Source organism: Streptomyces apricus (assembly GCF_008369065.1).
GTDB classification, from domain to species: Bacteria; Actinomycetota; Actinomycetes; order Streptomycetales; family Streptomycetaceae; genus Streptomyces; species Streptomyces apricus.
Genome location: NZ_VDFC01000040.1, coordinates 690,936 through 714,926, shown reverse-complemented (window position 1 = coordinate 714,926; position 23,991 = coordinate 690,936). Strand labels below are relative to the sequence as shown.

Genomic DNA, 23,991 nt, shown 5'->3' with positions numbered 1-23,991 from the left:
GCGCTTGAGCAGTCAGGAGGGCGGTCACCCCGGTGGGGTGGCCGCCCTCCGGCGTTCTCCCGCAGGGTCGCCGCGGCGCCGGAAATTCCCGGTACGGGTACGGCGGGAACCTGTGCCCGTAATGCCGCGTTGAAGCATGATGAAGAGCCAGTCCGTCCGGGGGGAGGTGCTCCCATGTCGTACCCGTCGCCGTGGCAGCCGGGGCAGGGGCCGGGGTGGAACCAGCCGCGCCCCTGGCACGAGCAGGCCGGCCAGTCGATGCTCGCCTCGACCGCCGACCGGGAGCGCGCCGTGGACGTGCTCAGAGCCGGTTTCGGCGAGGGGCGGATGCAGCAGCCCGAGTTCGAGAAGCGGGTGGCACGGGCGTACGCGGCCCGTACGGTGGGCGAGCTGGCCCTGCTGGTGTCCGACCTGCCGCAGGGGCCCGTACCGCTTCCTGCGGTCTCCGGGCCCGTCCCGCGGACGTTCCTGCCCGCGGCGCCGCCGAAGACGAACGAGAAGGCGGTCGGGGCGGCGATCTGCGGGGTGCTCTGTCTGGTGACGGCCGGGCTGTCCGGGCTCCCGGCGGTGATCCTGGGGCACGCCGCCCGTACGGAGATGCGGCGTACGGGCGAGGGCGGCGAAGGTCTCGCCCTCACCGGGCTGGTCCTCGGCTGGCTGTCGGTGGCGGGCTGGTCGCTGCTGCTGGTCCTGCTCTTCGCGGCGGCGGTGGTGTCCGGGGGGTGACGCGGCGCCGGCCCGGCGGGGTCCGGCCGGTGTCCTGGCGTAGATCATCGCGGGGGCGGTGCCTTGGCATGGTCCGCTCAGCGGAGGCAGTGCGGTCCATTTGTTTTGACCGCAGCTCATGAGGTAGGTACGCTCAGACCTTGTGCCTGGGGTGTGCCCTGGCTTCCGTGCGTGCCTTCAACCGCACTAGGGAAGCCGTCACCGGCCACCGCAATCTGCGCCCCTCCCGCCTCGCGGCGGGAATCTGCAGTATTCGACACACCCGACCGCGTGGGTCGGCGGTGTTCCAGGTTAGCTTCACCATTCGGCACACAGAAACCGGAGAAGTAGTGCCTACGATCCAGCAGCTGGTCCGGAAGGGCCGGCAGGACAAGGTCGAGAAGAACAAGACGCCCGCACTTGAGGGTTCGCCCCAGCGTCGCGGCGTCTGCACGCGTGTGTTCACGACCACCCCGAAGAAGCCGAACTCGGCCCTGCGCAAGGTCGCGCGTGTGCGTCTGACCAGCGGGATCGAAGTCACCGCTTACATTCCGGGTGAGGGACACAACCTGCAGGAGCACTCGATCGTGCTCGTGCGCGGCGGCCGTGTGAAGGACCTGCCGGGTGTTCGCTACAAGATCATCCGAGGTTCCCTGGACACCCAGGGTGTCAAGAACCGCAAGCAGGCCCGCAGCCGCTACGGCGCCAAGAAGGAGAAGTAGAAATGCCTCGTAAGGGCCCCGCCCCGAAGCGCCCGGTCATCATCGACCCGGTCTACGGTTCCCCTCTGGTGACCTCCCTCATCAACAAGGTGCTGCTGAACGGCAAGCGCTCCACCGCCGAGCGCATCGTGTACGGCGCCATGGAGGGCCTGCGCGAGAAGACCGGCAACGACCCGGTCATCACGCTGAAGCGCGCCCTGGAGAACATCAAGCCGACCCTTGAGGTCAAGTCCCGCCGAGTCGGCGGTGCGACGTACCAGGTCCCGATCGAGGTCAAGCCCGGTCGTGCCAGCACGCTCGCGCTGCGCTGGCTGGTCGGTTACTCCCGCGCCCGTCGCGAGAAGACCATGACCGAGCGTCTGCTCAACGAGCTCCTCGACGCCTCCAACGGCCTCGGTGCCGCTGTGAAGAAGCGCGAGGACACCCACAAGATGGCCGAGTCCAACAAGGCCTTCGCGCACTACCGCTGGTAGTCGCTCCCCCCATCGAGACCGAGAGAAGACCGAAGCCATATGGCTACCACTTCACTTGACCTGGCCAAGGTCCGCAACATCGGGATCATGGCCCACATCGACGCGGGCAAGACGACCACCACCGAGCGGATCCTCTTCTACACCGGCGTCAGCTACAAGATCGGTGAGGTCCACGACGGCGCCGCCACGATGGACTGGATGGAGCAGGAGCAGGAGCGTGGCATCACGATCACCTCTGCTGCCACCACCTGTCACTGGCCGCTTGAGGACAACGACTACACGATCAACATCATCGACACCCCCGGGCACGTCGACTTCACGGTCGAGGTGGAGCGTTCGCTCCGCGTCCTCGACGGTGCCGTCACGGTGTTCGACGGTGTCGCGGGTGTCGAGCCGCAGTCCGAGACGGTGTGGCGTCAGGCCGACCGTTACGGCGTGCCGCGCATCTGCTTCGTGAACAAGCTCGACCGGACCGGCGCGGAGTTCCACCGCTGCGTCGACATGATCAAGGACCGCCTCGGTGCGCAGCCCCTGGTCATGCAGCTCCCGATCGGTGCCGAGGCCGACTTCAAGGGCGTCGTGGACCTGGTCCGCATGAAGGCGCTCGTGTGGTCCGCCGAGGCGGCGAAGGGCGAGATGTACGACGTCGTCGACATCCCGGCCACGCACACCGAGGCGGCCGAGGAGTACCGCGGCCTGCTGATCGAGGCCGTCGCGGAGAACGACGAAGAGGTCATGGAGCTGTACCTGGAGGGCCAGGAGCCCACCGAGGAGCAGCTGTACGCCGCGATCCGTCGCATCACCATCGCGTCCGGCAAGTCCACCGACACCACGGTCACCCCGGTGTTCTGCGGTACCGCGTTCAAGAACAAGGGCGTCCAGCCCCTGCTCGACGCGGTCGTGCGCTACCTGCCGACCCCCCTCGACGTGGAGGCCATCGAAGGCCACGACGTCAAGGACCCCGAGGTCGTCGTCAAGCGCAAGCCGTCGGTCGACGAGCCGCTGTCCGCGCTCGCGTTCAAGATCATGAGCGACCCGCACCTGGGCAAGCTCACCTTCGTCCGGGTGTACTCGGGCCGCCTGGAGTCCGGCACCGCCGTGCTGAACTCCGTCAAGGGCAAGAAGGAGCGCATCGGCAAGATCTACCGCATGCACGCGAACAAGCGTGAGGAGATCGAGGCGGTGGGCGCCGGCGACATCGTCGCCGTGATGGGCCTGAAGCAGACCACCACCGGTGAGACGCTCTCGGACGACAAGCAGCCGGTCATCCTGGAGTCCATGGACTTCCCGGCGCCGGTCATCCAGGTCGCCATCGAGCCCAAGTCCAAGGGTGACCAGGAGAAGCTGGGTGTCGCCATCCAGCGTCTCGCGGAGGAGGACCCCTCCTTCCAGGTTCACTCGGACGAGGAGACCGGCCAGACCATCATCGGTGGTATGGGCGAGCTGCACCTCGAGGTGCTGGTCGACCGTATGCGCCGTGAGTTCAAGGTCGAGGCCAACGTCGGTAAGCCGCAGGTCGCCTACCGTGAGACGATCCGCAAGGCCGTCGAGCGCGTGGACTACACCCACAAGAAGCAGACCGGTGGTACCGGTCAGTTCGCCAAGGTGCAGATCGCGATCGAGCCGATCACCGAGACCGACGGTCCGGCGTACGAGTTCGTGAACAAGGTCACCGGTGGCCGTATCCCGCGGGAGTACATCCCGTCGGTGGACGCCGGTGCGCAGGAGGCCATGCAGTTCGGCATCCTCGCCGGGTACGAGATGACGGGTGTCCGCATCACGCTTCTCGACGGTGCCTACCACGAGGTCGACTCCTCCGAACTGGCGTTCAAGATCGCCGGCTCGCAGGCCTTCAAGGAGGCCGCGCGCAAGGCCAGCCCCGTGCTCCTCGAGCCGATGATGGCCGTCGAGGTCACCACGCCCGAGGACTACATGGGTGAGGTCATCGGCGACATCAACTCCCGCCGTGGCCAGATCCAGGCCATGGAGGAGCGGATGGGTGCCCGTATCGTCAAGGGCCTCGTTCCCCTCTCGGAGATGTTCGGCTACGTCGGCGACCTCCGCAGCAAGACCTCGGGTCGCGCAAGCTACTCGATGCAGTTCGACTCCTACGCCGAGGTTCCCCGGAACGTCGCCGAGGAGATCATCGCGAAGGCCAAGGGCGAGTAACACACACCGTTTGCACGCTTTAGGCTTGACACCGACCGGCGGGGCCAACCCGGCAAGGGGAAACCCCGGCGGGCGGCATCCCAGCAAAGATCACCCTGGCGCCGATGAGTAAGGCGTACCAGAACCACTCCACAGGAGGACCCAGTGGCGAAGGCGAAGTTCGAGCGGACTAAGCCGCACGTCAACATCGGCACCATCGGTCACATCGACCACGGTAAGACGACCCTCACGGCCGCCATTACCAAGGTGCTGCACGACGCGTACCCGGACCTGAACGAGGCCTCGGCCTTCGACCAGATCGACAAGGCTCCCGAGGAGCGCCAGCGCGGTATCACGATCTCGATCGCGCACGTCGAGTACCAGACCGAGACGCGTCACTACGCCCACGTCGACTGCCCCGGTCACGCGGACTACATCAAGAACATGATCACGGGTGCGGCTCAGATGGACGGCGCCATCCTCGTCGTCGCCGCCACGGACGGCCCGATGCCGCAGACCAAGGAGCACGTGCTCCTGGCCCGCCAGGTCGGCGTTCCGTACATCGTCGTCGCCCTGAACAAGGCCGACATGGTGGACGACGAGGAGATCCTGGAGCTCGTCGAGCTCGAGGTCCGTGAGCTCCTCTCGGAGTACGAGTTCCCGGGCGACGACCTGCCGGTCGTCAAGGTCTCGGCGCTCAAGGCCCTTGAGGGCGACGCCGAGTGGGGCAAGTCCGTCCTCGACCTGATGAAGGCCGTCGACGAGTCCATCCCGCAGCCCGAGCGTGACGTCGACAAGCCGTTCCTCATGCCCATCGAGGACGTCTTCACGATCACCGGTCGCGGTACGGTCGTCACCGGCCGCATCGAGCGTGGTGTCCTCAAGGTCAACGAGACCGTCGACATCGTCGGTATCAAGCAGGACAAGACCACCACCACGGTCACCGGCATCGAGATGTTCCGCAAGCTGCTCGACGAGGGTCAGGCCGGTGAGAACGTCGGTCTGCTCCTCCGTGGCATCAAGCGCGAGGACGTCGAGCGCGGCCAGGTCATCATCAAGCCCGGCTCGGTCACCCCGCACACCTCGTTCGAGGCGCAGGCGTACATCCTGTCCAAGGACGAGGGCGGCCGTCACACGCCGTTCTTCAACAACTACCGTCCCCAGTTCTACTTCCGCACCACGGACGTGACTGGCGTCGTGACCCTCCCCGAGGGCACCGAGATGGTCATGCCGGGCGACAACACCGAGATGACCGTCGAGCTCATCCAGCCCGTCGCCATGGAAGAGGGCCTGAAGTTCGCCATCCGTGAGGGTGGCCGGACCGTGGGCGCCGGCCAGGTCACCAAGATCAACAAGTAAGCCTCGCTTACCTGTTGGCTTGATGCCTGGTAGTTCTTCCAGCGTCAGCTGAGCATGTGGAAGGGCCCGTACGACTTCGGTCGTACGGGCCCTTCTGCGTTGCCTTTTCAGAGGTGCTCGGGGTGCTCAGGTGTGTTCGGGGTGCTTCGGGGACGCCCCGGGAATCAGCCCGCCGGCCTCAAGGAGCTCCGTATCCTTGAGGTCGGCGGACAGGCAGGGGGCTGTATGCAGCCGGGTGAGCTACTGGGCTCCGGCCGTAGCGCGGACGTGTTCGCCCTTGACGATCACTGGGTCCTTCGCCGGTATCGCGACGGCGGCGACGTCACCGCCGAGGCCGCGATGATGGCCCACCTCGCGGAGCACGGGTATCCGGTGCCCCGCCTCCGGGGCCGTCCGGAGGGCGCTCGGCACAGGGCGGCGTCGCGCACCGACTTCGTCATGCAGCGGCTGCACGGCCCGACCATGCTGCAAGCACTGCTCCAGGGCGGGCTCACGGCCGAAGAGGCAGGAGTGCAGTTCGCCGACCTGCTGCACCGCCTGCACTCGGTTCCCGCGCGGGTCTCCGCCGATCCCGCCCACCGGATCCTGCACCTCGACCTGCACCCGGACAACGTGATGCTCACCCCGCAGGGGCCCGTGGTGATCGACTGGTGCAACACCGAGGAAGGGCCACCCGGGCTGGACCGGGGGATGTCGGCCCTGATCCTGGCGCAGGTCGCCGTCGGCGGCACGGCCCGAGCGGCGCCGGCCCGGACAGCGCTCGCCTCGCTGCTCACCCACCTCGGTCCCGCGAGCACCGGCTCCGGGGGCCTCGCGGAAGCCAGGAGGAGACGGGCGGCCGATCCGTCGATGACTGAGAGCGAGACCCGTCTCCTCGACGATGCCGTCCGGCTGGTACTGGAGCTGACGCCCACGCGGCCGTGACGACACCCATGCACCAGTGACGCGATGGACGGGAACGATCAGGGGGCGAAGGTCTCCGTGTCACCCGGAGGCCAGCTGCTCCGCGATCTCCTGGATCCAGCCGGCCTTCTTCGACGGGTCGTTTAGGGATTCCGCCCACGCCTCCGGTTCCAGCTTGTGCTTGTCGGGGCCGGCCTTGAGGGCGCGGAGCAGGGCCCGGGCGGACTCCCGCATCTCGGCCGTCGTGCTGCCGCTCCCGGGAATGTCGGGGCCCGCCGCCAGGGCGTAGATCTCGCGCGCCATGGCCTGGCGTTCGCCCTTGGACACCTTCTTCCAGAACTTCAGGGCGTGCTGCAGCGACTCCTTGCGGGACGCGGCCTCCTCCGGGGTCTCGCCCTTCGCCGCCCAGCGCTCGGGGTGGTGGACCTCTTCGTAGCGCTTCGTGGCGGCGCGGAGTGCCTTGTACAGGGTGACGCTGAGGACGAGGCCGGCCCCGGCTCCGGCGAGGCCCCAGCCGACCGGGTTGCTCGCCAGTCCGGCCGTTCCTGCCGCGACCGCGGTCACGACGCCGGCCGCGGCCTTCGTGGACTCGCCGACCGCGCCGCCGACCGTCTCCTTGCCCATCTTGGTGAGCTGCTTCTTCTTGGCGTACCCCTGCACCGTACTCAGCTTCTCCACGTCTTCTTCGGCGCGCTTGAGAGTCTCGGCGGCGTCACGGGCTTCGCCCATCGCGTCCCAGGCGGCGTCGATGGCGTCGGAGACCAGCTCCAGCCGCCCTGGTTCGTCATGGCTCCAGTAGGCGTCGAGTGCGACGTACGCCTCCGCCGCGGCCCAGTTGGCCTGCTCCCGCATGTCGTTCAGCTGGGCCAGCGACCCCGCGTGGACGGCGTGCGGATCTCCCAGCTTCTTGATCTGCCGGTACTTGCTGGCCGCTCCCTTGACGCGTAAGGCGGCTCGCATGCCCTTGATCCCGCCGATGGAAGCGCTGGCGATACCGCTCGCCTCGGACGCCACCGCGGCGTCCGCCGCCTTCTGGATCTTCGTCGCCTCCTTGGCGATGGCGGCGCTGTAGCTCCCCGAACTGATGGCGCCGACGACCGTGTCCGTCCCCTTGGTCTTGGCCTTCTTCTTCGCCGTGTGGTGCTTGGCCCCGGTCTCGTTCTGCTGGGCGCTCTTCATGTTCTTGTACGCGTCCATGCCGCTGACCACGGTGCCGGCGGCCTCGGTGAGGAGGTTCCCGGACGCGGCGGAGGTGCCCGAGGCGGCGGCGGAGTGCTTGAGGCCCTCGTTGGCCGCGACGGCGGCCTGCTGGGTGAAGGCCGCGTTGGTGGGGGTCTGGAAGCCCTTGATGAAGGTGTCGATGGGTTCGAGGTTCTTCTTGAACCTGTCGAGGAGCGCGGCGATCCGGTCGCGGTAGTTCTTCTTCTGCTTCGCTCCGGCGGCCGGGGCGCCGCTCCCCGCCGCCTGCCCGCCCCCGGTGTCCCGGGCGCGCTGCACCGCCGCGGTCGCGGCCCGGTTGCCGGCGCGGGACTGCATCGCGAGGAGGGCGTGCTCCGCGGGGCGCGAGGACGCACTCCCGGCCCTGCCGGTCCTGCCGGTCCGGTCCCCCTCCCGACGCTGCGCGGCCGACGTCAGGACGGCCGAGGACTGCCGTGGCGAGGTGCGGTGGACCGGGGTGCTCATGGGTGTGCCTCTCCTCTGCCGGACCGGGCGAGGCGAAAGGTAGCCAGGCTCGGCGAACGGAAGGGGTGCGGCGGGGAAATTCCGTACGGATGCTGCGGGGCGCGTGCGGTGGACTCCTCGGACCGAGCCGCGCTCGGCGCAGCTTCCCGCACCTGCCGTCTCCCTCTTACCGGACACCTTCCGCCCGGATTCCTCACGCCGCGGTAGGGCGGGTCCGCCTACCATGCGTACGACCTGGAACCGACTGAGCCCGGAGCCGCCGCCGAGCCGTGCGGTGCCGCTGTTCCAAGAGCCGACGCCTGTGAGCCGAAGCCTGTACGGCACGAAAGGAACCCCGGACATCGTGACCGCAGAGTTCCTCATGAAGCTGGATGAAGGAATGCTCGATTACTTTCGCGAGATGGCGAGTGAAATGACGGGGCGTTTCGGTGAAAGAACATGAGCAGCACCTTCAAGTACCGTCTCGGCAGCTTCGGATCACTGGGCGGCCTGGCCGCGGACCTGACGGCGGAGCACCGGGCCCCGGGCGCGGGTGAGGAACCAGGCCTCCGCGTCCACCGCGACGTATGGCTGACGCTTCCGTGCGGTACCCACTGGCGCGACGCCGCATGGCTCTCCTTCGGGCTCTCGGCGCACTCCGCCGACCTGGCCTCCGCACACCCCGGCGGCCTGGTCGTCGAGGTCAGAGCGCTCGCCTTCCCCCTCGCCCATTTCCGGTCCGAGGTGGCAGCGCTGGCGATGGACGGATGGGTACGCAGAGAATTCACCCTCCCCGATCGCGGCCTCCGTGCCGTTCCGGACAGCGGGAACGGGGCATGGCGGTTCGAGTGGGGAAGTCATGCGGATCCTTTTTCGGATAAACCCTGACCGCCGGCCAGTGATGGCAGAAAGTTGCGTCAAATGTGCGCGACAAGTCGGAGCACCGGTAGCTGTGATCCGCTGAGGCGATTGAAAACGTCTGGCAGGTTCTGCGTCGGTGGCGCTCCTTGGATACCGGTGGGCAGCGTGAAGATCGGAGAGCGGCATGGAGCGTGGTGCGGGGCGACGAGCCGAGAAGCGTTCGCCGTATGACGTGTTCTGGGCCGCACCGGAGAGCGCGGCTGTGTGGGACCAGTTGCCGGTACCTGTCCTGGAGGCGATCGTCCGGTCCGACGAGAAGCGCTTGGCGGTGGAACGGTCGCGGGTGTCACCGGAGTTGCGGGAGAAGATCACGACCCCCGTGTACTCGGTGGCGGACCGGTTCGCGTCCTGGGAACGGCTGGTCCGCCGCATGGAGCCGGGCTGGCCGGGCGGGGACTTCTATCCCGTCAGTGTGTACGGCAACGACCTGGACTCCCGTGACGTGCTGGACGAGGTGATGAGGGCGTTGCCCGAGGAGGCGCAGGCAGGTGCGCTGGGCCGGCTGCTGGAGCGGCTGGACGCACGGTTCCGTGCCGCGAGCGTGCCGGATGCGAGCCGTTCCCTACGGCCCTGGGTGCGTCCGACGAAGGAAGTGCCTGACGTCGAACTCGCGGAATGGTGGAGACGCAGACCTGCGCGTGAGCCTTGGGTTTGATCTGAACCGCATGCCGAACGCCAGTGCCTAGTAAGTTCGCTGCCGCGTACGTTTCTGATGATGTTGGCGTGACGGGGGTTGCGGCGTGGCGGGGTATCGGCCGACGGACTGGCATGTGCTGGATCTGGAGAAGGATCCGACGCCGGGGGATCCGGTGCGGGTGAAGTCTCTGGCCAAGAGCCTGCATGACTTCGCCGATGATGTGCAGGATGCGTTGCGGCTGGTGCAGGGGATGGCGGGTGAGGATGCCGTCCTGACGATGGTCGGTAAGACCGCCGAAGTGTTCCGGGACGAGTTCTCCGGGGTGCCGAAGAATCTCAAGAAGCTGAAGAAGTCCTACGACCTGGCCGGGGACGCGCTGGCGGCGTACTGGCCCAAGCTGGAGCGCGCCCAGGCCCTGGCGGACAAGGCCCTCGCCAAGGGGCGTGAGGCGCAGTCCGATCTGTCCTCCGCCAAGTCGCGTCTGTCCTCCGCCGATTCGTGGGTGACCCGTGCCAACAAGGAGGCGGACAAGTACAAGGACGATCCCACCGGTGGCAAGGACGTCGACAAGCCCGACGAGGCCAAGGTGCGGGCCGCCACCCGGGATGCGCAAAGCGCCAAGGACGCGCACACCGCCGCCCAGTCGGATGTGACCTCCGCGCAGAGTGCGCTGGACGCGGCGAAGAAGATGGCCGCCGACGCCCGCCAGATGCGCGAGGAGGCGGCCGGGGAGGCCAAGCGCAAGCTCGACGAGGCCTCCGACGCCGGGATTCAGAACCGCAAGTGGTACGAGGAGGTGGGGGACTGGTTCGTCGACAACTGGGACACCATCGTCGCGGTCTGCAAGGTCGTCGTTGCCGTTCTCGGGATCATCGCGCTGATCATCGGCGGGCCCATCCTGGGCGCGATCGTCCTCATCGCCGCCCTCATCGTCCTGGCGGACACCCTCAACAAATACATGAAGGGGCAGGCATCTCTCTGGGATGTGGCCTTTGCCGCGCTGGACTGCATACCGGGGATGAAGGGCCTGACCACCCTCGGCGGACTCGCCAAGGGCCTCAAGGGCCTTCGGACCATGAACGGGCTCAAGGCCGGGCTCAAGGGCATGGCCGCAGGGCTGCGTGGGCTCGGCAAGTCCGCTCGTGGCGCCCTCACGGACGGGGCCAAGGGTGCCTACAACCGGCTCAAGAGCGTGGTGCGCTCCAAAGGCAGTGACCCGGTGGACATGGCCACGGGTGCGATGTTCCTGCCGCAGACCGACATCTCCCTGCCGGGTGTCCTGCCGCTGGCCTTCACCCGGCGGGTCGCCTCCACCTATCGCACCGGCTGGTGGTTCGGCCCCACCTGGGCCTCCACCGTCGACCAGCGCCTGGAGATCGACGACGACGGCATCGTGTTCGTCACCGAGGACGGTCTGCTGCTCGCCTACCCCCACCCCGATGGGCCGGGCGTCGCCGTCCTGCCCGAGGCCGGTCCGCGCCGACCTCTCACCCGGGAGGACGACGGCACATATCGCGTCGACGATCCGCTGACAGGGCACGCTCGCCACTTCGCCAGCCCTGTCGACGGTATCGCCCTGGTGACTCGCATCACTGACCGCAACGACAACGCGATCACCTTCGCCTATGACGAAGTGGGTGCGCCCCTCTCGATCCGTCACACCGGCGGCTACCACCTCAAGCTCATCACCGACGAGGGCCGGGTGACCGCCCTGGCGCTGGTGGGGGCTGCCGACGACGGCTCGGACGTCACCGTCAGGACGTACAGCTATACCGACGGAGTCCTGACGGGTGTCGTCAACGGAACGGGTCACGCCCTGCGCTTCACGTGCGACGAACGCATGCGCGTCACCTCGTGGACCGACAGCAACGACCGCAGCTACACCTACTCGTACGACGACCAGGACCGCTGCACGGCCGAGAGCGGCGAGGCGGGCCACCTCGCCATCGCCCTCGACTACGACGGGAGCGACCCCGCCTGGCCCGGATGCCACGTCACCACCCTCACCACTGCCGAGGGCGCGGTCTCTCGCTTCGTCGTCAACACCGACTGCCAGGTCGTCGCCGAGGTCGACCCCCTGGGTGGGGTCGTCCGCACCGCGTACGACGGTCATCACCACCTGGTGTCGCGGACCGACGAACTCGGCCACGTCACCCGCTTCGTCAACGACGCGTACGGACGGCCCGTCGAGATCACGCGCCCGGACGGCCGTACGGTCCGGGCCGAGTACAACGAACTCGGGTTGCCGGTGAAGGTGGTGGGCACCGACGGCACCGTCCGGCACCAGACCTACGACGCGCGCGGCAACCGTACGGCCGTCGTGGACCCGGCAGGTCTGACCACACGTTTCACCTACGACGGCACGGGCGGCCCGGCCTCGGTCACCGATCCGACGAGCAGCACCACCACGATCAGGTGCGATGCCGCCGGGCTCCCTCTCGCGGTCAGGAGTCCGCTCGACGCCGTGGCCCACTGCGAGCGGGACGCGTTCGGCCGGCCCACCGCGATCACGGACGCCGGGGGTGGTAGGACTCGGCTGGAGTGGACGGTCGACGGGCACCTGTCACGACGGACCGCTCCCGACGGCGCGGAGGAGTCCTGGACCTACGACGGGGAGGGGAACCGCACCACCTACACCGATGCCACGGGCGCCGTCTCGCGGTACGAGTACACCCACTTCGACCTGCTCGCCGCACGCACGGGACCGGACGGCGCGCGCTACGAGTTCGCGCACGACGCCGGGCTGCGCCTCATCCAGGTGACCAATCCGCAGAACCTGACCTGGACCTACACCTACGACGCGGTGGGCCGCCTGGTGTCGGAGACGGACTTCGACGACCGCAGCCTGACCTACGCGCATGACGCTGCGGGCCGTCTGCTGTCCCGTACGAACGCCGTCGGCCAGACGATCGGTTACGACCGGGATGTGCTCGGCCAAGTCGTCCGCAAGGACGTGGACGGGCAGGTCACCACCTTCACCTACGACCTGACCGACCAGCTCGCCCAGGCCGTCGGTCCCGACACCGCCCTCACCCTCCTGCGCGACGAACGGGGACGGCTGCGGACGGAGACGGTGAGCGGGACGGCCAGGGGAACGGTCGGCGAGCGCACCCTCACCTACACGTACGACGACGATCTGGGGCGCCGCACCGGGCGCACCACGCCCTCGGGGGCGCGCAGCACCTGGGTCCACGACGCCGCGGGCCGCCGGACACACCTGACCTCCTCGGGCCGCACCATCGAGTTCGGTTACGATCCCGCCGGCCGTGAGCTCACCCGGCAGACCGGTGACTTCATCACTCTGCTCAACAGCTTCGACGACGTGGGCCGCCTCACGGCGCAGTCGATCACCGCGGCGGACGGACGGTCCGTGCAGGAGCGGGCCTACACCTACCGCGCCGACGGCCACCTCCTCGGCGTCGACGACCTGCTGGCCGGCGCCCGCCACTTCGACCTGGACGCCACGGGCCGGGTCACCGCGGTCCGCGCGGCGAACTGGACGGAAACGTACGCGTACGACGAGGCGGGGAACCAGACCGAGGCCGTATGGCCCGCCACCCACCCGGGCCACGAGGCCACCGGACCTCGCACCTACGCCGGCACCCGGATCGGCCGCGCCGGACAGGTCCGCTACGAACACGACGCGCTGGGCCGCGTCACACTGCGGCAGAAGACACGACTGTCCCGCAAGCCCGACACCTGGCGGTACACCTGGGATGCCGAGGACCGGCTGACCTCCACCATCACGCCGGACGGCACGCTGTGGCGCTACACCTATGACCCGATGGGCCGTCGCGCGTCGAAGCTCCGTCTGGCCGCGGACGGTGAGACGGTCGTCGAGCGCACGGACTTCACCTGGGACGGCACGACGCTGTGTGAACAGACGACGGTCGGGCAACACCTGCCGAATCCGGTCACGCTCACCTGGGACCACCAGGGGCTGCACCCGATCGCCCAGACGGAGCGCATCTGCGCGGCCTATGCCCCACAGGAAGAGATCGACTCGCGCTTCTTCGCCGTCGTCACCGACCTCGTCGGTACGCCGAGCGAACTCGTCAGCGAGTCGGGAGAGGTCGCCTGGAGGGCCCGGAGCACCCTGTGGGGACACACGGCCTGGTCGGCCGGGTCCACGACGTACACACCGCTTCGCTTTCCAGGACAGTATTTCGACCCCGAGACCGAACTCCACTACAACTACTTCCGGCACTACGACCCCGAAACGGCCCGGTACCTCTCACCCGACCCGCTGGGCCTCGAACCCGCACCGAACCCCGTCACGTACGTCAGCACACCGCACACCCGGTCCGACAGCCTGGGTCTGGCCCCCGACTACCACGAGTTCTTCACCGTGCAGGACGCCGAGAACGCCACGCGCCTGCGCGGAGATGGCACGCCGTGGCCGGCGGCGGAGAACCGGGGCCACTACGGCGAAGGGGTCTACTCGTGGGGGAGCAGGGCGGAAGCCGATCGCTATGCGGAGCGTCTTCGTTCGCGTGGGGCCGAGGTCGAGGTGATGCCGTTCAGGGTCAGTGCGAGCGACTTCGAGAACATGAAGAAGATCGACCTGCACGAGATCGGTGAGGACGCCGCGACAGAATTCGCGGAGAAACACAGCCGCCTCTGGGGTGACGGGGCGCCGCACGACTACGACTACATACGGGCGCCCACCGGACTCGGTCCGGAGAACGTCTTCAGCAAATCGGTTTTCCATCTCCTGAAATTCTAGATCCGGGACAACCGGATCCGGGACGGGTCGAGACACATGGGCAAGGGCACATGAGCAGCACTTTCAAGTACCGCCTTCGGAGTCCTCTCGGGGGCCTGGCCGCGGATCTCACGGCGGAGCATCGGGCTCCGGGCTCGGACGAAGATGTCGGCGAGGCGGGGGAGGGGTCTCGCCTGCAGGTCTACCGGAAGGTATGGCTGACTCTTCCCGACGGCATCAACTGGCGTGACGCGGCATGGCTCTCGTACGGGCTCTCGGTGCACTCCGCCGACCTGGCCTCGGCCCACCCGGACGGTCTGCTCGTCGAGGTCACCGCACTCACCTTCCCTCCCGCCTTCTTCCGGTCGGAGGTGGCGGCGCTCGCGATGGACGGGTGGGTACGCAGCGAATTCGGCCTCCCGGAGCGTGGTCTCCGTGCCGTCTTCGACGCCGGCGCCGGTGCGTACCGGTTCCACTGGGGAGACGACCCGGCTCCCTTCGCGGACGAATCCTGACCCGGAAGGCAAGACGTGAGCCGTCCATCGCAGTGGCACCCGGGACAGCCGGCTCGTGCAGGAGTACGCCGAGCCCTGGTGTGTGCTGGACCGGGCGCAGCCGGAGGATGTCGCGGCGGGGCAGCCGGAGTGCGGGTTCTGGCGGCATTCCGCCCCGAAGCGCGTACTGGAGTACGCGGTGACCGCGGCCCCGCCCCTGCCCGCGGAGGCGGTCGCTTTCCTGCGTGGCCACGCCCCGGGCCGCCGGTCGCCGGGGGGTCGGCTGCGGCGTCGCTGACGGGCCGGGCCGCCCGGAGAGTTTGAGCTGCGTCACTCCCGGGGTAAAGTCTCCCGCTCGATTCGCCAGCCCCATGCCCCGTATGGCAGACTGTCGGGGTTGCTCGGTTGAGTGCCGATGCTGCGCGCCTCCCGCCGGGAGGACCGGAAGCGAGTCCCACAGTACTCGTCGCCCGAACTGCCGCGAGGCAGCGCTGGGGCGGACGTACGGGAATCTTCCGGGAAGTGTCAGCGGGGTGCCGGCCAGGCGCCCGGTGGGTGTTCGGCCCCCGGTCCTGCGGTCGTCTCTGGGACGGGCCGTGTCCCTGGTAGGGAAATCCGATAGTGGATATCTCCGTGCCGAGGGCGCGACACACCCGACCGCGTGGGTCGGAGGACAGGACGCGAACCCCCGGGTTGCAGAGCGTTTGACGAGACAAAGGACTACTGAGTAGCCATGGCGGGACAGAAGATCCGCATCCGGCTCAAGGCCTACGACCACGAGGTCATCGATTCGTCGGCGAAGAAGATCGTCGAGACGGTGACGCGCACTGGTGCGTCGGTCGCGGGCCCGGTGCCGCTGCCCACTGAGAAGAACGTGTACTGCGTCATCAAGTCGCCGCACAAGTACAAGGACTCGCGCGAGCACTTCGAGATGCGCACGCACAAGCGCCTGATCGACATCCTCGACCCGACGCCCAAGACCGTTGACTCTCTGATGCGACTCGACCTTCCGGCCGGCGTCGACATCGAGATCAAGCTCTAGGGGATGTGGTCTGAGAATGGCTAAGCAGATCAAGGGCATCCTGGGCGAGAAGCTCGGCATGACGCAGGTGTGGGACGAGAACAACCGCGTTGTTCCCGTCACCGTCGTCAAGGCCGGCCCGAACGTCGTGACCCAGGTCCGTACGAATGACTCCGACGGCTACGAGTCGGTTCAGATCGCCTTCGGCGAGATCGACCCGCGCAAGGTGAACAAGCCCCTCAAGGGCCACTTCGCCAAGGCCGACGTCACCCCCCGCCGCCACCTCGTCGAGATCCGCACCACGGATGCCTCCGAGTACACGCTGGGCCAGGAGATCTCCGCCGAGGTCTTCGAGTCCGGTGTCAAGGTGGACGTGACCGGCAAGAGCAAGGGCAAGGGCTTCGCCGGTGTCATGAAGCGTCACAACTTCAAGGGCCTCGGCGCCGGTCACGGCACCCAGCGCAAGCACCGCTCTCCCGGCTCCATCGGTGGCTGCGCCACCCCGGGCCGTGTGTTCAAGGGCCTCCGCATGGCGGGTCGCATGGGCAACGAGCGGGTCACCACCCAGAACCTGACCGTCCACGCCGTTGACGCGGAGAAGGGTCTGCTGCTCATCAAGGGCGCCGTCCCCGGTCCGAACGGCGGCCTCGTCCTGGTCCGCACCGCGGCCAAGGGGGCCTGAGGTAACGATGAGCACTGTTGACATCCTTTCGCCGGCAGGCGACAAGACCGGGACGGTCGAGCTCCCCGCGGAGATCTTCGACGTCGAGAAGATCAGCATCCCGCTGCTTCACCAGGTCGTCGTCGCCCAGCTGGCCGCTGCCCGCCAGGGCACGCACAAGACGAAGACCCGCGGCGAGGTTCGTGGTGGCGGTAAGAAGCCTTACCGTCAGAAGGGCACCGGCCGTGCGCGCCAGGGCTCTACCCGCGCCCCGCAGTTCGCCGGTGGTGGCGTCGTGCACGGTCCCGTGCCGCGCGACTACTCGCAGCGGACCCCGAAGAAGATGAAGGCCGCGGCCCTGCGCCACGCCCTCACCGACCGGGCCCGCAACGCTCGCATCCACGTCGTCTCCGGCGTGATCGAGGGCGACACCCCCTCCACCAAGGCCGCGAAGGTCCTGCTCGGCAAGATCTCGGAGCGCAAGAACGTGCTCCTGGTCATCGAGCGTGCCGACGAGGCCGCGCTGCTCTCCGCGCGCAACCTGCCCCAGGTCCACATCCTGGAGCCGGGCCAGCTGAACACGTACGACGTTCTCGTCTCGGACGACGTGGTCTTCACCCAGGCCGCTTTCGAGTCCTTCGTGTCTGGCCCCAAGGCCGCTGACACCGAAGGGAGCGAAGCCTGATGGCTACGCGCCACCCGAGCATTGCCCCCAAGGCGGCCAAGGCCGCCAAGGCCGCGCGCATCGCCAAGGCGAAGCGCCACGAGGCCGAGGGCAAGAACACCGTTGAGACGCCGATCAGCAAGAGCTTCACGGACCCCCGTGACGTCCTCCTCAAGCCGGTCGTCTCCGAGAAGAGCTACGCGCTGCTCGACGAGGGCAAGTACACCTTCGTCGTCGCGCCGGGCGCCAACAAGACCCAGATCAAGCAGGCCGTCCAGGCGGTCTTCTCGGTCAAGGTCACCGGGGTCAACACGATCAACCGCCAGGGCAAGCGCAAGCGGACCAAGAGCGGTTTCGGCAAGCGTGCTGACACCAAGCGCGCCATCGTGACCCTCGCTGAGGGCGACCGTATCGACATCTTCGGCCAGGCCTCCTAACGGAGCGCCCTGGTCCGAATATCGGACGAGGACTGAGAAATGGGAATCCGCAAGTACAAGCCGACTACGCCGGGCCGTCGTGGCTCCAGCGTCGCCGACTTCGTCGAGGTCACGCGGTCCACGCCGGAGAAGTCGCTGGTCCGCCCCCTGCACAGCAAGGGCGGCCGTAACAACGCCGGTCGTGTGACCGTTCGCCACCAGGGTGGCGGACACAAGCGCGCCTACCGCGTCATCGACTTCCGTCGGCACGACAAGGACGGCGTGCCGGCGAAGGTCGCGCACATCGAGTACGACCCCAACCGCACCGCGCGCATCGCGCTGCTGCACTACGCGGACGGCGAGAAGCGCTACATCCTCGCCCCCCGCAACCTGTCGCAGGGCGACCGCGTCGAGAACGGTCCCGGGGCCGACATCAAGCCGGGCAACAACCTGGCGCTCCGCAACATCCCGGTCGGTACCACGATCCACGCGATCGAGCTCCGTCCCGGTGGCGGTGCCAAGTTCGCCCGCTCCGCCGGTGCCTCCGTGCAGCTGCTCGCGAAGGAGGGCCAGATGGCCCACCTGCGCATGCCGTCCGGAGAGATCCGCCTGGTCGACGTGCGCTGCCGCGCCACCGTCGGCGAGGTCGGCAACGCCGAGCAGTCGAACATCAACTGGGGCAAGGCCGGCCGCAAGCGCTGGCTGGGCGTCCGTCCGACCGTCCGCGGTGTGGCGATGAACCCGGTTGACCACCCGCACGGTGGTGGTGAGGGCAAGACCTCCGGTGGTCGCCACCCGGTCTCGCCGTGGGGTCAGAAGGAGGGTCGTACTCGTTCGCCGAAGAAGGCTTCGAACAAGTACATCGTCCGCCGCCGCAAGACGAACAAGAAGCGCTAGGAGCGGGTTTAGATGCCGCGCAGTCTCAAGAAGGGGCCCTTCGTCGACGACCACCTGATCAAGAAGGTGGACGCCCAGAACGAAGCCGGTTCCAAGAACGTCATCAAGACCTGGTCCCGTCGCTCGATGATCATCCCGGCCATGCTCGGCCACACGATCGCGGTGCACAACGGCAAGACCCACATTCCGGTGTTTGTCACCGAGTCGATGGTCGGCCACAAGCTCGGCGAGTTCTCGCCGACGCGCACCTTCCGGGGTCACGTCAAGGACGACCGGAAGTCGAAGCGCCGCTAACGCGGGGTGGAATGACCATGACAGACACTGGAAGGACAACCATGGAAGCCAGGGCCCAGGCGCGGTACATCCGCGTCACGCCCATGAAGGCCCGCCGCGTGGTGGACCTTATCCGTGGCATGGATGCCACGGAGGCTCAGGCGGTCCTGCGTTTCGCCCCGCAGGCCGCGAGCGTGCCCGTCGGCAAGGTGCTGGACAGCGCCATCGCCAACGCCGCACACAACTACGACCACACCGACGCCGACAGCCTCGTCATCTCCGAGGCGTACGTCGACGAGGGTCCGACCCTGAAGCGGTTCCGTCCGCGCGCCCAGGGCCGCGCCTACCGGATCCGCAAGCGGACCAGCCACATCACCGTGGTCGTCAGCAGCAAGGAAGGAACCCGGTAATGGGCCAGAAGGTTAACCCGCATGGGTTCCGGCTCGGCATCACCACGGACTTCAAGTCCCGGTGGTACGCCGACAAGCTGTACAAGGACTACGTCAAGGAAGACGTCGCCATCCGCCGGATGATGACGTCCGGCATGGAGCGCGCCGGCATCTCGAAGGTGGAGATCGAGCGCACCCGTGACCGCGTCCGTGTGGACATCCACACCGCGCGTCCCGGCATCGTCATCGGCCGCCGCGGCGCCGAGGCCGACCGCATCCGCGGCGACCTCGAAAAGCTCACGGGCAAGCAGGTCCAGCTCAACATCCTCGAGGTGAAGAGCCCGGAGACCGACGCCCAGCTGGTGGCCCAGGCCGTCGCCGAGCAGCTCTCCTCCCGCGTCTCCTTCCGTCGTGCCATGCGCAAGAGCATGCAGGGCACGATGAAGGCCGGCGCCAAGGGCATCAAGATCCAGTGCGGTGGCCGCCTCGGCGGCGCCGAGATGTCCCGCTCGGAGTTCTACCGCGAGGGCCGTGTGCCCCTGCACACGCTCCGCGCGAACGTCGACTACGGCTTCTTCGAGGCCAAGACGACCTTCGGCCGCATCGGTGTGAAGGTCTGGATCTACAAGGGCGACGTCAAGAACATCGCCGAGGTCCGCGCCGAGAACGCCGCCGCCCGTGCGGGCAACCGCCCGGCCCGCGGTGGCGGTCCCGGCGGCGACCGCCCGGCCCGTGGTGGTCGTGGTGGCGAGCGTGGCGGCCGCGGCCGCAAGCCGCAGCAGCAGTCCGCGCCGGCAGCCGAGGCCCCCAAGGCCGACGCTCCCGCCGCCGCTGCCGCTCCGGCTGAGAGCACCGGAACGGAGGCCTGACCGACATGCTGATCCCTCGTAGGGTCAAGCACCGCAAGCAGCACCACCCCAAGCGCCGTGGTCAGGCCAAGGGTGGTACGACGGTCGCGTTCGGCGAGTACGGCATCCAGGCCCTCACGCCGGCGTACGTCACGAACCGCCAGATCGAGGCGGCTCGTATCGCGATGACCCGCCACATCAAGCGTGGCGGCAAGGTCTGGATCAACATCTACCCGGACCGCCCGCTGACCAAGAAGCCCGCCGAGACCCGCATGGGTTCCGGTAAGGGATCCCCCGAGTGGTGGATCGCGAACGTGCACCCGGGTCGGGTCATGTTCGAGCTGTCCTACCCCAACGAGAAGATCGCCCGTGAGGCCCTCACTCGCGCAGCCCACAAGCTGCCGATGAAGTGCCGGATCGTCAAGCGCGAGGCAGGTGAAGCGTGATGTCGGCCGGTACCAAGGCGTCCGAGCTGCGCGAACTGGGTGACGAGGAGCTTCTCGCGAAGCTCCGCGAAGCCAAGGAAGAGCTGTTCAACCTCCGCTTCCAGGCGGCGACCGGTCAGCTCGAAAACCACGGCCGGCTCAAGGCCGTCCGCAAGGACATCGCGCGGATCTACACCCTCATGCGTGAGCGCGAGCTGGGCATCGAGACGGTGGAGAGCGCCTGATGAGCGAGAACAACGTGACCGAAGAGACCAAGACGAGCCGCGGCTTCCGCAAGACCCGTGAGGGTCTCGTCGTCAGCGACAAGATGGACAAGACCGTCGTCGTCGCCGTCGAGGACCGCGTCAAGCACGCGCTGTACGGCAAGGTCATCCGCCGTACGAACAAGCTCAAGGCCCACGACGAGCAGAACTCCGCCGGTGTCGGCGACCGTGTCGTCATCATGGAGACCCGGCCGCTGTCGGCGACGAAGCGCTGGCGCATCGTCGAGATCCTCGAGAAGGCCAAGTAATCCCTCCTAGGGGGGCACCCTAGGAACAGTTCCGCCAGGCTCGGCAGGGGCTCCGTGAAGGAACCCCTGCCGGGAACCGGCAGACAATCAGGAGATAGACGTGATCCAGCAGGAGTCGCGACTGCGTGTCGCCGACAACACTGGTGCGAAGGAGATCCTTTGCATCCGTGTGCTCGGTGGCTCCGGTCGCCGCTACGCGGGCATCGGTGACGTCATCGTCGCCACCGTCAAGGACGCGATCCCCGGCGGCAACGTGAAGAAGGGTGACGTCATCAAGGCGGTCATCGTTCGCACCGTCAAGGAGCGCCGCCGTCCGGACGGCTCGTACATCCGCTTCGACGAGAACGCCGCCGTCATTCTGAAGAACGACGGCGACCCTCGCGGCACCCGTATCTTCGGCCCCGTCGGCCGTGAGCTGCGCGAGAAGAAGTTCATGAAGATCATCTCGCTCGCGCCGGAGGTGCTGTAAGCATGAAGATCAAGAAGGGCGACCTGGTCCAGGTCATCACCGGTAAGGACAAGGGCAAGCAGGGCAAGGTCATTGCCGCTTACCCGCGCGACGAGCGCGTCCTGGTCGAGGGTGTCAACCGGGTCAAGAAGCACACGAAGGCCGGTCCCACCGCTCGCGGCTCGCAGGCCGGCGGCATCGTCACGACCGAGGCGCCCGTCCACGTCTCCAACGTCCAGCTGGTCGTTGAGAAGGACGGCAACAAGGTCGTCACGCGCGTCGGTTACCGCTTCGACGACGAGGGCAACAAGATCCGCGTTGCCAAGCGGACGGGTGAGGACATCTGATGGCTACCACCACCACTCCGCGTCTCAAGACGAAGTACCGCGAGGAGATCGCGGGCAAGCTGCAGGAAGAGTTCTCGTACGAGAACGTCATGCAGACCCCGGGCCTCGTCAAGATCGTGGTCAACATGGGTGTGGGCGACGCCGCCCGCGACTCCAAGCTGATCGAGGGCGCCATCCGCGACCTCACCACGATCACCGGTCAGAAGCCGGCCGTCACCAAGGCCCGCAAGTCCATCGCGCAGTTCAAGCTGCGTGAGGGCCAGCCGATCGGTGCCCACGTCACGCTCCGTGGCGACCGCATGTGGGAGTTCCTGGACCGCACCCTGTCGCTCGCGCTCCCGCGCATCCGCGACTTCCGTGGTCTGTCCCCCAAGCAGTTCGACGGCCGTGGCAACTACACCTTCGGTCTCACCGAGCAGGTCATGTTCCACGAGATCGACCAGGACAAGATCGACCGCGTCCGGGGTATGGACATCACCGTGGTCACCACGGCGACCAACGACGCCGAAGGCCGCGCCCTTCTCCGTCACCTCGGCTTCCCCTTCAAGGAGGCGTAAGCGAGATGGCGAAGAAGGCTCTGATTGCCAAGGCTGCTCGTAAGCCCAAGTTCGGTGTACGTGGCTACACGCGCTGCCAGCGCTGCGGCCGTCCGCACTCCGTGTACCGCAAGTTCGGCCTGTGCCGCGTCTGCCTTCGTGAGATGGCTCACCGCGGCGAGCTGCCGGGCGTGACCAAGAGCTCCTGGTAGTCCCCCAAAAGGGAATGCCCGGACGCTCTCGGTAAGCAGTGGGTTGGCAGAGGCCCTTCCTTCCATGGCTTACGCTAGGAGGGTTGGGCGTCTGCCGCCCGAACACAGGTGGGTACGGCCCACCAGTTAACGCTTACTACGCCGTAGGTCCCCGCACCGCACCCGTCCCGCCACTGAGTGGGGAGAGGGATGGCGCATACAGGAAACCCCGGCGAGAGAGGCCGAAGGCCAATTCATGACCATGACTGACCCCATCGCGGACATGCTCACGCGTCTGCGTAACGCGAACTCGGCGTACCACGACGATGTCGCGATGCCGCACAGCAAGATCAAGTCGCACATCGCAGAGATCCTCCAGCAGGAGGGCTTCATCACCGGCTGGAAGGTCGAGGACGCCGAGGTCGGCAAGAAGCTCGTCCTCGAGCTGAAGTTCGGCCCGAACCGTGAGCGCTCCATCGCGGGCATCAAGCGGATCTCGAAGCCGGGTCTGCGCGTGTACGCGAAGTCCACCTCCCTGCCCAAGGTGCTCGGTGGCCTCGGCGTGGCGATCATCTCCACGTCGCACGGTCTCCTCACCGACAAGCAGGCCGGCAAGAAGGGCGTAGGCGGAGAAGTTCTCGCCTACGTCTGGTAGCGGAAGGGAACGGAGGAAACAGCTATGTCGCGTATTGGCAAGCTCCCCATCACGGTTCCCGCCGGCGTGGACGTCACCATCGACGGCCGTACGGTCTCGGTCAAGGGCCCCAAGGGCACCCTGACCCACACCGTCGCGGCGCCGATCGAGATCGCGAAGGGCGAGGACGGCGTGCTCAACGTCACCCGCCCGAACGACGAGCGTCAGAACAAGGCCCTCCACGGCCTGTCCCGCACGCTGGTGGCGAACATGATCACCGGCGTGACCACGGGTTACGTGAAGAAGCTCGAAATCAGCGGTGTCGGTTACCGCGTCCTGGCGAAGGGTTCCAACCTGGAGTTCTCGCTCGGCTACAGCCACTCGATCACGGTCGAGGCGCCCGAGGGCATCTCGTTCAAGGTCGAGAACCCGACGCACTTCTCGGTCGAGGGAATCGACAAGCAGAAGGTCGGCGAGGTTGCGGCCAACATCCGCAAGCTGCGCAAGCCCGACCCGTACAAGGCCAAGGGCGTCAAGTACGAGGGCGAAGTCGTCCGGCGCAAGGTCGGAAAGGCGGGTAAGTAAGCCATGGCATACGGTGTCAAGATTGCTAAGGGCGACGCTTACAAGCGTGCTGCCATCAAGCGTCGCCACATCCGGATCCGGAAGCACATCTCCGGTACGGCTGAGCGTCCGCGCCTGGTCGTGACGCGCTCGAACCGCCACATCGTGGCCCAGGTGATCGACGACGTGAAGGGTCACACCCTCGCGTCCGCGTCCACCCTGGACACGTCGATCCGCGGCGGCGAGTCCGACAAGTCGGCTCAGGCCAAGTCGGTCGGCGCCCTGGTCGCCGAGCGCGCCAAGGCCGCCGGTGTCGAGGCTGTCGTATTCGACCGTGGTGGAAACCAGTACGCCGGGCGCATTGCCGCTCTGGCGGACGCCGCCCGCGAAGCCGGACTCAAGTTCTGAGTCCTGGT

General features: G+C 67.5%; 30 protein-coding genes. 29 read left to right on the top strand and 1 reads right to left on the bottom strand.

The genetic code is table 11. The annotated features are described in order from the left end of the window. The first annotated feature begins 174 nt into the window (after positions 1-174). From FGF04_RS16205 to FGF04_RS16180, 6 genes are all read left to right on the top strand, one after another. A complete protein-coding gene (locus FGF04_RS16205) occupies positions 175-726 on the top strand; it encodes a DUF1707 and DUF4190 domain-containing protein (RefSeq protein WP_149511986.1) in 552 nt (183 codons plus the stop codon). 329 nt (positions 727-1,055) lie between these two features. Then, the gene (rpsL, locus tag FGF04_RS16200) at positions 1,056-1,427 is read left to right on the top strand and encodes a 30S ribosomal protein S12 (RefSeq protein ID WP_003948652.1); all 372 of its coding nucleotides are present in this window, start codon (positions 1,056-1,058) and stop codon (positions 1,425-1,427) included. A gap of 2 nt (positions 1,428-1,429) precedes the next feature. Beyond that, positions 1,430-1,900, top strand: coding sequence for a 30S ribosomal protein S7 (gene rpsG / locus FGF04_RS16195; RefSeq protein ID WP_081218873.1), 471 nt, complete (start codon positions 1,430-1,432; stop codon positions 1,898-1,900). A gap of 39 nt (positions 1,901-1,939) precedes the next feature. Next, positions 1,940-4,069, top strand: coding sequence for an elongation factor G (fusA, locus tag FGF04_RS16190; RefSeq protein ID WP_149511985.1), 2,130 nt, complete (start codon positions 1,940-1,942; stop codon positions 4,067-4,069). 144 nt (positions 4,070-4,213) lie between these two features. Continuing rightward, entirely contained in the window at positions 4,214-5,407 is a 1,194-nt protein-coding gene (tuf, locus tag FGF04_RS16185; protein ID WP_149511984.1) for an elongation factor Tu, read from the top strand. A 225-nt stretch (positions 5,408-5,632) separates the two neighbouring features. After that, complete coding sequence (locus FGF04_RS16180; RefSeq protein WP_149511983.1) at positions 5,633-6,331, top strand: phosphotransferase; 699 nt, start codon at positions 5,633-5,635, stop codon at positions 6,329-6,331. Positions 6,332-6,391: 60 nt separating this feature from the next. On the opposite strand, the gene FGF04_RS16175 is transcribed toward FGF04_RS16180, so the two are convergent. Further along, on the bottom strand, positions 6,392-7,993 hold the full coding sequence (locus FGF04_RS16175; protein WP_149511982.1) for a hypothetical protein: 1,602 nt from the start codon (positions 7,991-7,993) through the stop codon (positions 6,392-6,394). Between the two features lie 223 nt (positions 7,994-8,216). Between FGF04_RS16175 and FGF04_RS16170 the strand changes: the two genes are divergently transcribed. From FGF04_RS16170 to rplR, 23 genes are all read left to right on the top strand, one after another. Beyond that, positions 8,217-8,435, top strand: coding sequence for a hypothetical protein (locus FGF04_RS16170; protein ID WP_149511981.1), 219 nt, complete (start codon positions 8,217-8,219; stop codon positions 8,433-8,435). Next, on the top strand, positions 8,432-8,860 hold the full coding sequence (locus FGF04_RS16165; RefSeq protein ID WP_149511980.1) for a hypothetical protein: 429 nt from the start codon (positions 8,432-8,434) through the stop codon (positions 8,858-8,860). The genes FGF04_RS16170 and FGF04_RS16165 overlap by 4 nt, the downstream gene beginning before the upstream one ends. A gap of 157 nt (positions 8,861-9,017) precedes the next feature. Further along, positions 9,018-9,548 (top strand): hypothetical protein, encoded by a 531-nt coding sequence (locus tag FGF04_RS16160; protein ID WP_149511979.1) that lies wholly within the window; start codon positions 9,018-9,020, stop codon positions 9,546-9,548. Between the two features lie 85 nt (positions 9,549-9,633). Then, positions 9,634-14,256, top strand: coding sequence for a DUF6531 domain-containing protein (locus FGF04_RS16155; protein ID WP_149511978.1), 4,623 nt, complete (start codon positions 9,634-9,636; stop codon positions 14,254-14,256). A gap of 50 nt (positions 14,257-14,306) precedes the next feature. Beyond that, positions 14,307-14,750, top strand: coding sequence for a hypothetical protein (locus FGF04_RS16150; protein ID WP_149511977.1), 444 nt, complete (start codon positions 14,307-14,309; stop codon positions 14,748-14,750). 712 nt (positions 14,751-15,462) lie between these two features. Next, positions 15,463-15,771, top strand: a complete 309-nt coding sequence (gene rpsJ / locus FGF04_RS16145; RefSeq protein ID WP_003948644.1) for a 30S ribosomal protein S10 — start codon at positions 15,463-15,465, stop codon at positions 15,769-15,771. 16 nt (positions 15,772-15,787) lie between these two features. Continuing rightward, positions 15,788-16,432, top strand: coding sequence for a 50S ribosomal protein L3 (gene rplC, locus FGF04_RS16140; RefSeq protein WP_149511976.1), 645 nt, complete (start codon positions 15,788-15,790; stop codon positions 16,430-16,432). A gap of 7 nt (positions 16,433-16,439) precedes the next feature. Then, positions 16,440-17,096, top strand: coding sequence for a 50S ribosomal protein L4 (rplD, locus tag FGF04_RS16135; RefSeq protein WP_149511975.1), 657 nt, complete (start codon positions 16,440-16,442; stop codon positions 17,094-17,096). Next, positions 17,096-17,512 (top strand): 50S ribosomal protein L23, encoded by a 417-nt coding sequence (gene rplW, locus FGF04_RS16130; RefSeq protein ID WP_149511974.1) that lies wholly within the window; start codon positions 17,096-17,098, stop codon positions 17,510-17,512. Before rplD ends, rplW begins: the two co-directional genes overlap by 1 nt. Positions 17,513-17,551: 39 nt before the next feature. Continuing rightward, positions 17,552-18,388 carry a 50S ribosomal protein L2 gene (gene rplB / locus FGF04_RS16125; protein ID WP_028805741.1) on the top strand — a complete coding sequence of 279 codons (837 nt, stop codon included), beginning with the start codon at positions 17,552-17,554 and terminating at the stop codon, positions 18,386-18,388. Positions 18,389-18,400: 12 nt separating this feature from the next. Beyond that, positions 18,401-18,682 carry a 30S ribosomal protein S19 gene (rpsS, locus tag FGF04_RS16120; protein ID WP_010986346.1) on the top strand — a complete coding sequence of 94 codons (282 nt, stop codon included), beginning with the start codon at positions 18,401-18,403 and terminating at the stop codon, positions 18,680-18,682. 41 nt (positions 18,683-18,723) lie between these two features. Then, complete coding sequence (gene rplV, locus FGF04_RS16115) at positions 18,724-19,071, top strand: 50S ribosomal protein L22 (RefSeq protein ID WP_030619142.1); 348 nt, start codon at positions 18,724-18,726, stop codon at positions 19,069-19,071. After that, a complete protein-coding gene (gene rpsC, locus FGF04_RS16110) occupies positions 19,071-19,919 on the top strand; it encodes a 30S ribosomal protein S3 (protein WP_149511973.1) in 849 nt (282 codons plus the stop codon). The genes rplV and rpsC overlap by 1 nt, the downstream gene beginning before the upstream one ends. Before the next feature lie 5 nt (positions 19,920-19,924). After that, positions 19,925-20,344 carry a 50S ribosomal protein L16 gene (gene rplP / locus FGF04_RS16105; RefSeq protein WP_004927269.1) on the top strand — a complete coding sequence of 140 codons (420 nt, stop codon included), beginning with the start codon at positions 19,925-19,927 and terminating at the stop codon, positions 20,342-20,344. Then, positions 20,344-20,568: a 50S ribosomal protein L29 gene (gene rpmC, locus FGF04_RS16100; RefSeq protein ID WP_003998824.1), complete on the top strand. Its 225-nt coding sequence runs from the start codon at positions 20,344-20,346 to the stop codon at positions 20,566-20,568. Before rplP ends, rpmC begins: the two co-directional genes overlap by 1 nt. After that, positions 20,568-20,855 carry a 30S ribosomal protein S17 gene (gene rpsQ, locus FGF04_RS16095; RefSeq protein WP_149511972.1) on the top strand — a complete coding sequence of 96 codons (288 nt, stop codon included), beginning with the start codon at positions 20,568-20,570 and terminating at the stop codon, positions 20,853-20,855. Before rpmC ends, rpsQ begins: the two co-directional genes overlap by 1 nt. Positions 20,856-20,955: 100 nt before the next feature. Further along, on the top strand, positions 20,956-21,324 hold the full coding sequence (rplN, locus tag FGF04_RS16090; protein ID WP_003992364.1) for a 50S ribosomal protein L14: 369 nt from the start codon (positions 20,956-20,958) through the stop codon (positions 21,322-21,324). Between the two features lie 2 nt (positions 21,325-21,326). After that, on the top strand, positions 21,327-21,650 hold the full coding sequence (gene rplX / locus FGF04_RS16085) for a 50S ribosomal protein L24 (RefSeq protein ID WP_149511971.1): 324 nt from the start codon (positions 21,327-21,329) through the stop codon (positions 21,648-21,650). Beyond that, positions 21,650-22,207: a 50S ribosomal protein L5 gene (gene rplE / locus FGF04_RS16080; protein ID WP_149511970.1), complete on the top strand. Its 558-nt coding sequence runs from the start codon at positions 21,650-21,652 to the stop codon at positions 22,205-22,207. Before rplX ends, rplE begins: the two co-directional genes overlap by 1 nt. Before the next feature lie 5 nt (positions 22,208-22,212). Next, positions 22,213-22,398: a type Z 30S ribosomal protein S14 gene (locus FGF04_RS16075; RefSeq protein WP_003948630.1), complete on the top strand. Its 186-nt coding sequence runs from the start codon at positions 22,213-22,215 to the stop codon at positions 22,396-22,398. Positions 22,399-22,633: 235 nt separating this feature from the next. After that, positions 22,634-23,032: a 30S ribosomal protein S8 gene (gene rpsH / locus FGF04_RS16065; RefSeq protein WP_055614920.1), complete on the top strand. Its 399-nt coding sequence runs from the start codon at positions 22,634-22,636 to the stop codon at positions 23,030-23,032. A 24-nt stretch (positions 23,033-23,056) separates the two neighbouring features. Further along, the gene (gene rplF, locus FGF04_RS16060; RefSeq protein WP_149511968.1) at positions 23,057-23,596 is read left to right on the top strand and encodes a 50S ribosomal protein L6; all 540 of its coding nucleotides are present in this window, start codon (positions 23,057-23,059) and stop codon (positions 23,594-23,596) included. A 3-nt stretch (positions 23,597-23,599) separates the two neighbouring features. Next, positions 23,600-23,983, top strand: coding sequence for a 50S ribosomal protein L18 (gene rplR / locus FGF04_RS16055; protein ID WP_149511967.1), 384 nt, complete (start codon positions 23,600-23,602; stop codon positions 23,981-23,983). Positions 23,984-23,991: the final 8 nt, after the last annotated feature.

Excerpts from the sequence above, each read along its gene's own strand:
- fusA (WP_149511985.1), top strand. The coding sequence starts at position 1,940 with ATGGCTACCACTTCACTTGACCTGGCCAAGGTCCGCAACATCGGGATC.
- FGF04_RS16165 (WP_149511980.1), top strand. The coding sequence starts at position 8,432 with ATGAGCAGCACCTTCAAGTACCGTCTCGGCAGCTTCGGATCACTGGGC.
- rpsJ (WP_003948644.1), top strand. The coding sequence starts at position 15,463 with ATGGCGGGACAGAAGATCCGCATCCGGCTCAAGGCCTACGACCACGAG.
- rpsC (WP_149511973.1), top strand. The coding sequence starts at position 19,071 with ATGGGCCAGAAGGTTAACCCGCATGGGTTCCGGCTCGGCATCACCACG.
- rplR (WP_149511967.1), top strand. The coding sequence starts at position 23,600 with ATGGCATACGGTGTCAAGATTGCTAAGGGCGACGCTTACAAGCGTGCT.
- rplV (WP_030619142.1), top strand. The coding sequence starts at position 18,724 with ATGGAAGCCAGGGCCCAGGCGCGGTACATCCGCGTCACGCCCATGAAG.
- rplP (WP_004927269.1), top strand. The coding sequence starts at position 19,925 with ATGCTGATCCCTCGTAGGGTCAAGCACCGCAAGCAGCACCACCCCAAG.
- rplE (WP_149511970.1), top strand. The coding sequence starts at position 21,650 with ATGGCTACCACCACCACTCCGCGTCTCAAGACGAAGTACCGCGAGGAG.
- rplD (WP_149511975.1), top strand. The coding sequence starts at position 16,440 with ATGAGCACTGTTGACATCCTTTCGCCGGCAGGCGACAAGACCGGGACG.
- rpmC (WP_003998824.1), top strand. The coding sequence starts at position 20,344 with ATGTCGGCCGGTACCAAGGCGTCCGAGCTGCGCGAACTGGGTGACGAG.
- rplX (WP_149511971.1), top strand. The coding sequence starts at position 21,327 with ATGAAGATCAAGAAGGGCGACCTGGTCCAGGTCATCACCGGTAAGGAC.
- rplF (WP_149511968.1), top strand. The coding sequence starts at position 23,057 with ATGTCGCGTATTGGCAAGCTCCCCATCACGGTTCCCGCCGGCGTGGAC.
- FGF04_RS16160 (WP_149511979.1), top strand. The coding sequence starts at position 9,018 with ATGGAGCGTGGTGCGGGGCGACGAGCCGAGAAGCGTTCGCCGTATGAC.
- rplC (WP_149511976.1), top strand. The coding sequence starts at position 15,788 with ATGGCTAAGCAGATCAAGGGCATCCTGGGCGAGAAGCTCGGCATGACG.
- FGF04_RS16175 (WP_149511982.1), bottom strand. The coding sequence starts at position 7,993 with ATGAGCACCCCGGTCCACCGCACCTCGCCACGGCAGTCCTCGGCCGTC.
- FGF04_RS16205 (WP_149511986.1), top strand. The coding sequence starts at position 175 with ATGTCGTACCCGTCGCCGTGGCAGCCGGGGCAGGGGCCGGGGTGGAAC.
- FGF04_RS16180 (WP_149511983.1), top strand. The coding sequence starts at position 5,633 with ATGCAGCCGGGTGAGCTACTGGGCTCCGGCCGTAGCGCGGACGTGTTC.
- rpsQ (WP_149511972.1), top strand. The coding sequence starts at position 20,568 with ATGAGCGAGAACAACGTGACCGAAGAGACCAAGACGAGCCGCGGCTTC.
- FGF04_RS16170 (WP_149511981.1), top strand. The coding sequence starts at position 8,217 with ATGCGTACGACCTGGAACCGACTGAGCCCGGAGCCGCCGCCGAGCCGT.
- rplW (WP_149511974.1), top strand. The coding sequence starts at position 17,096 with ATGGCTACGCGCCACCCGAGCATTGCCCCCAAGGCGGCCAAGGCCGCC.
- FGF04_RS16150 (WP_149511977.1), top strand. The coding sequence starts at position 14,307 with ATGAGCAGCACTTTCAAGTACCGCCTTCGGAGTCCTCTCGGGGGCCTG.
- rpsH (WP_055614920.1), top strand. The coding sequence starts at position 22,634 with ATGACCATGACTGACCCCATCGCGGACATGCTCACGCGTCTGCGTAAC.
- rplB (WP_028805741.1), top strand. The coding sequence starts at position 17,552 with ATGGGAATCCGCAAGTACAAGCCGACTACGCCGGGCCGTCGTGGCTCC.
- rpsS (WP_010986346.1), top strand. The coding sequence starts at position 18,401 with ATGCCGCGCAGTCTCAAGAAGGGGCCCTTCGTCGACGACCACCTGATC.
- FGF04_RS16075 (WP_003948630.1), top strand. The coding sequence starts at position 22,213 with ATGGCGAAGAAGGCTCTGATTGCCAAGGCTGCTCGTAAGCCCAAGTTC.
- rpsG (WP_081218873.1), top strand. The coding sequence starts at position 1,430 with ATGCCTCGTAAGGGCCCCGCCCCGAAGCGCCCGGTCATCATCGACCCG.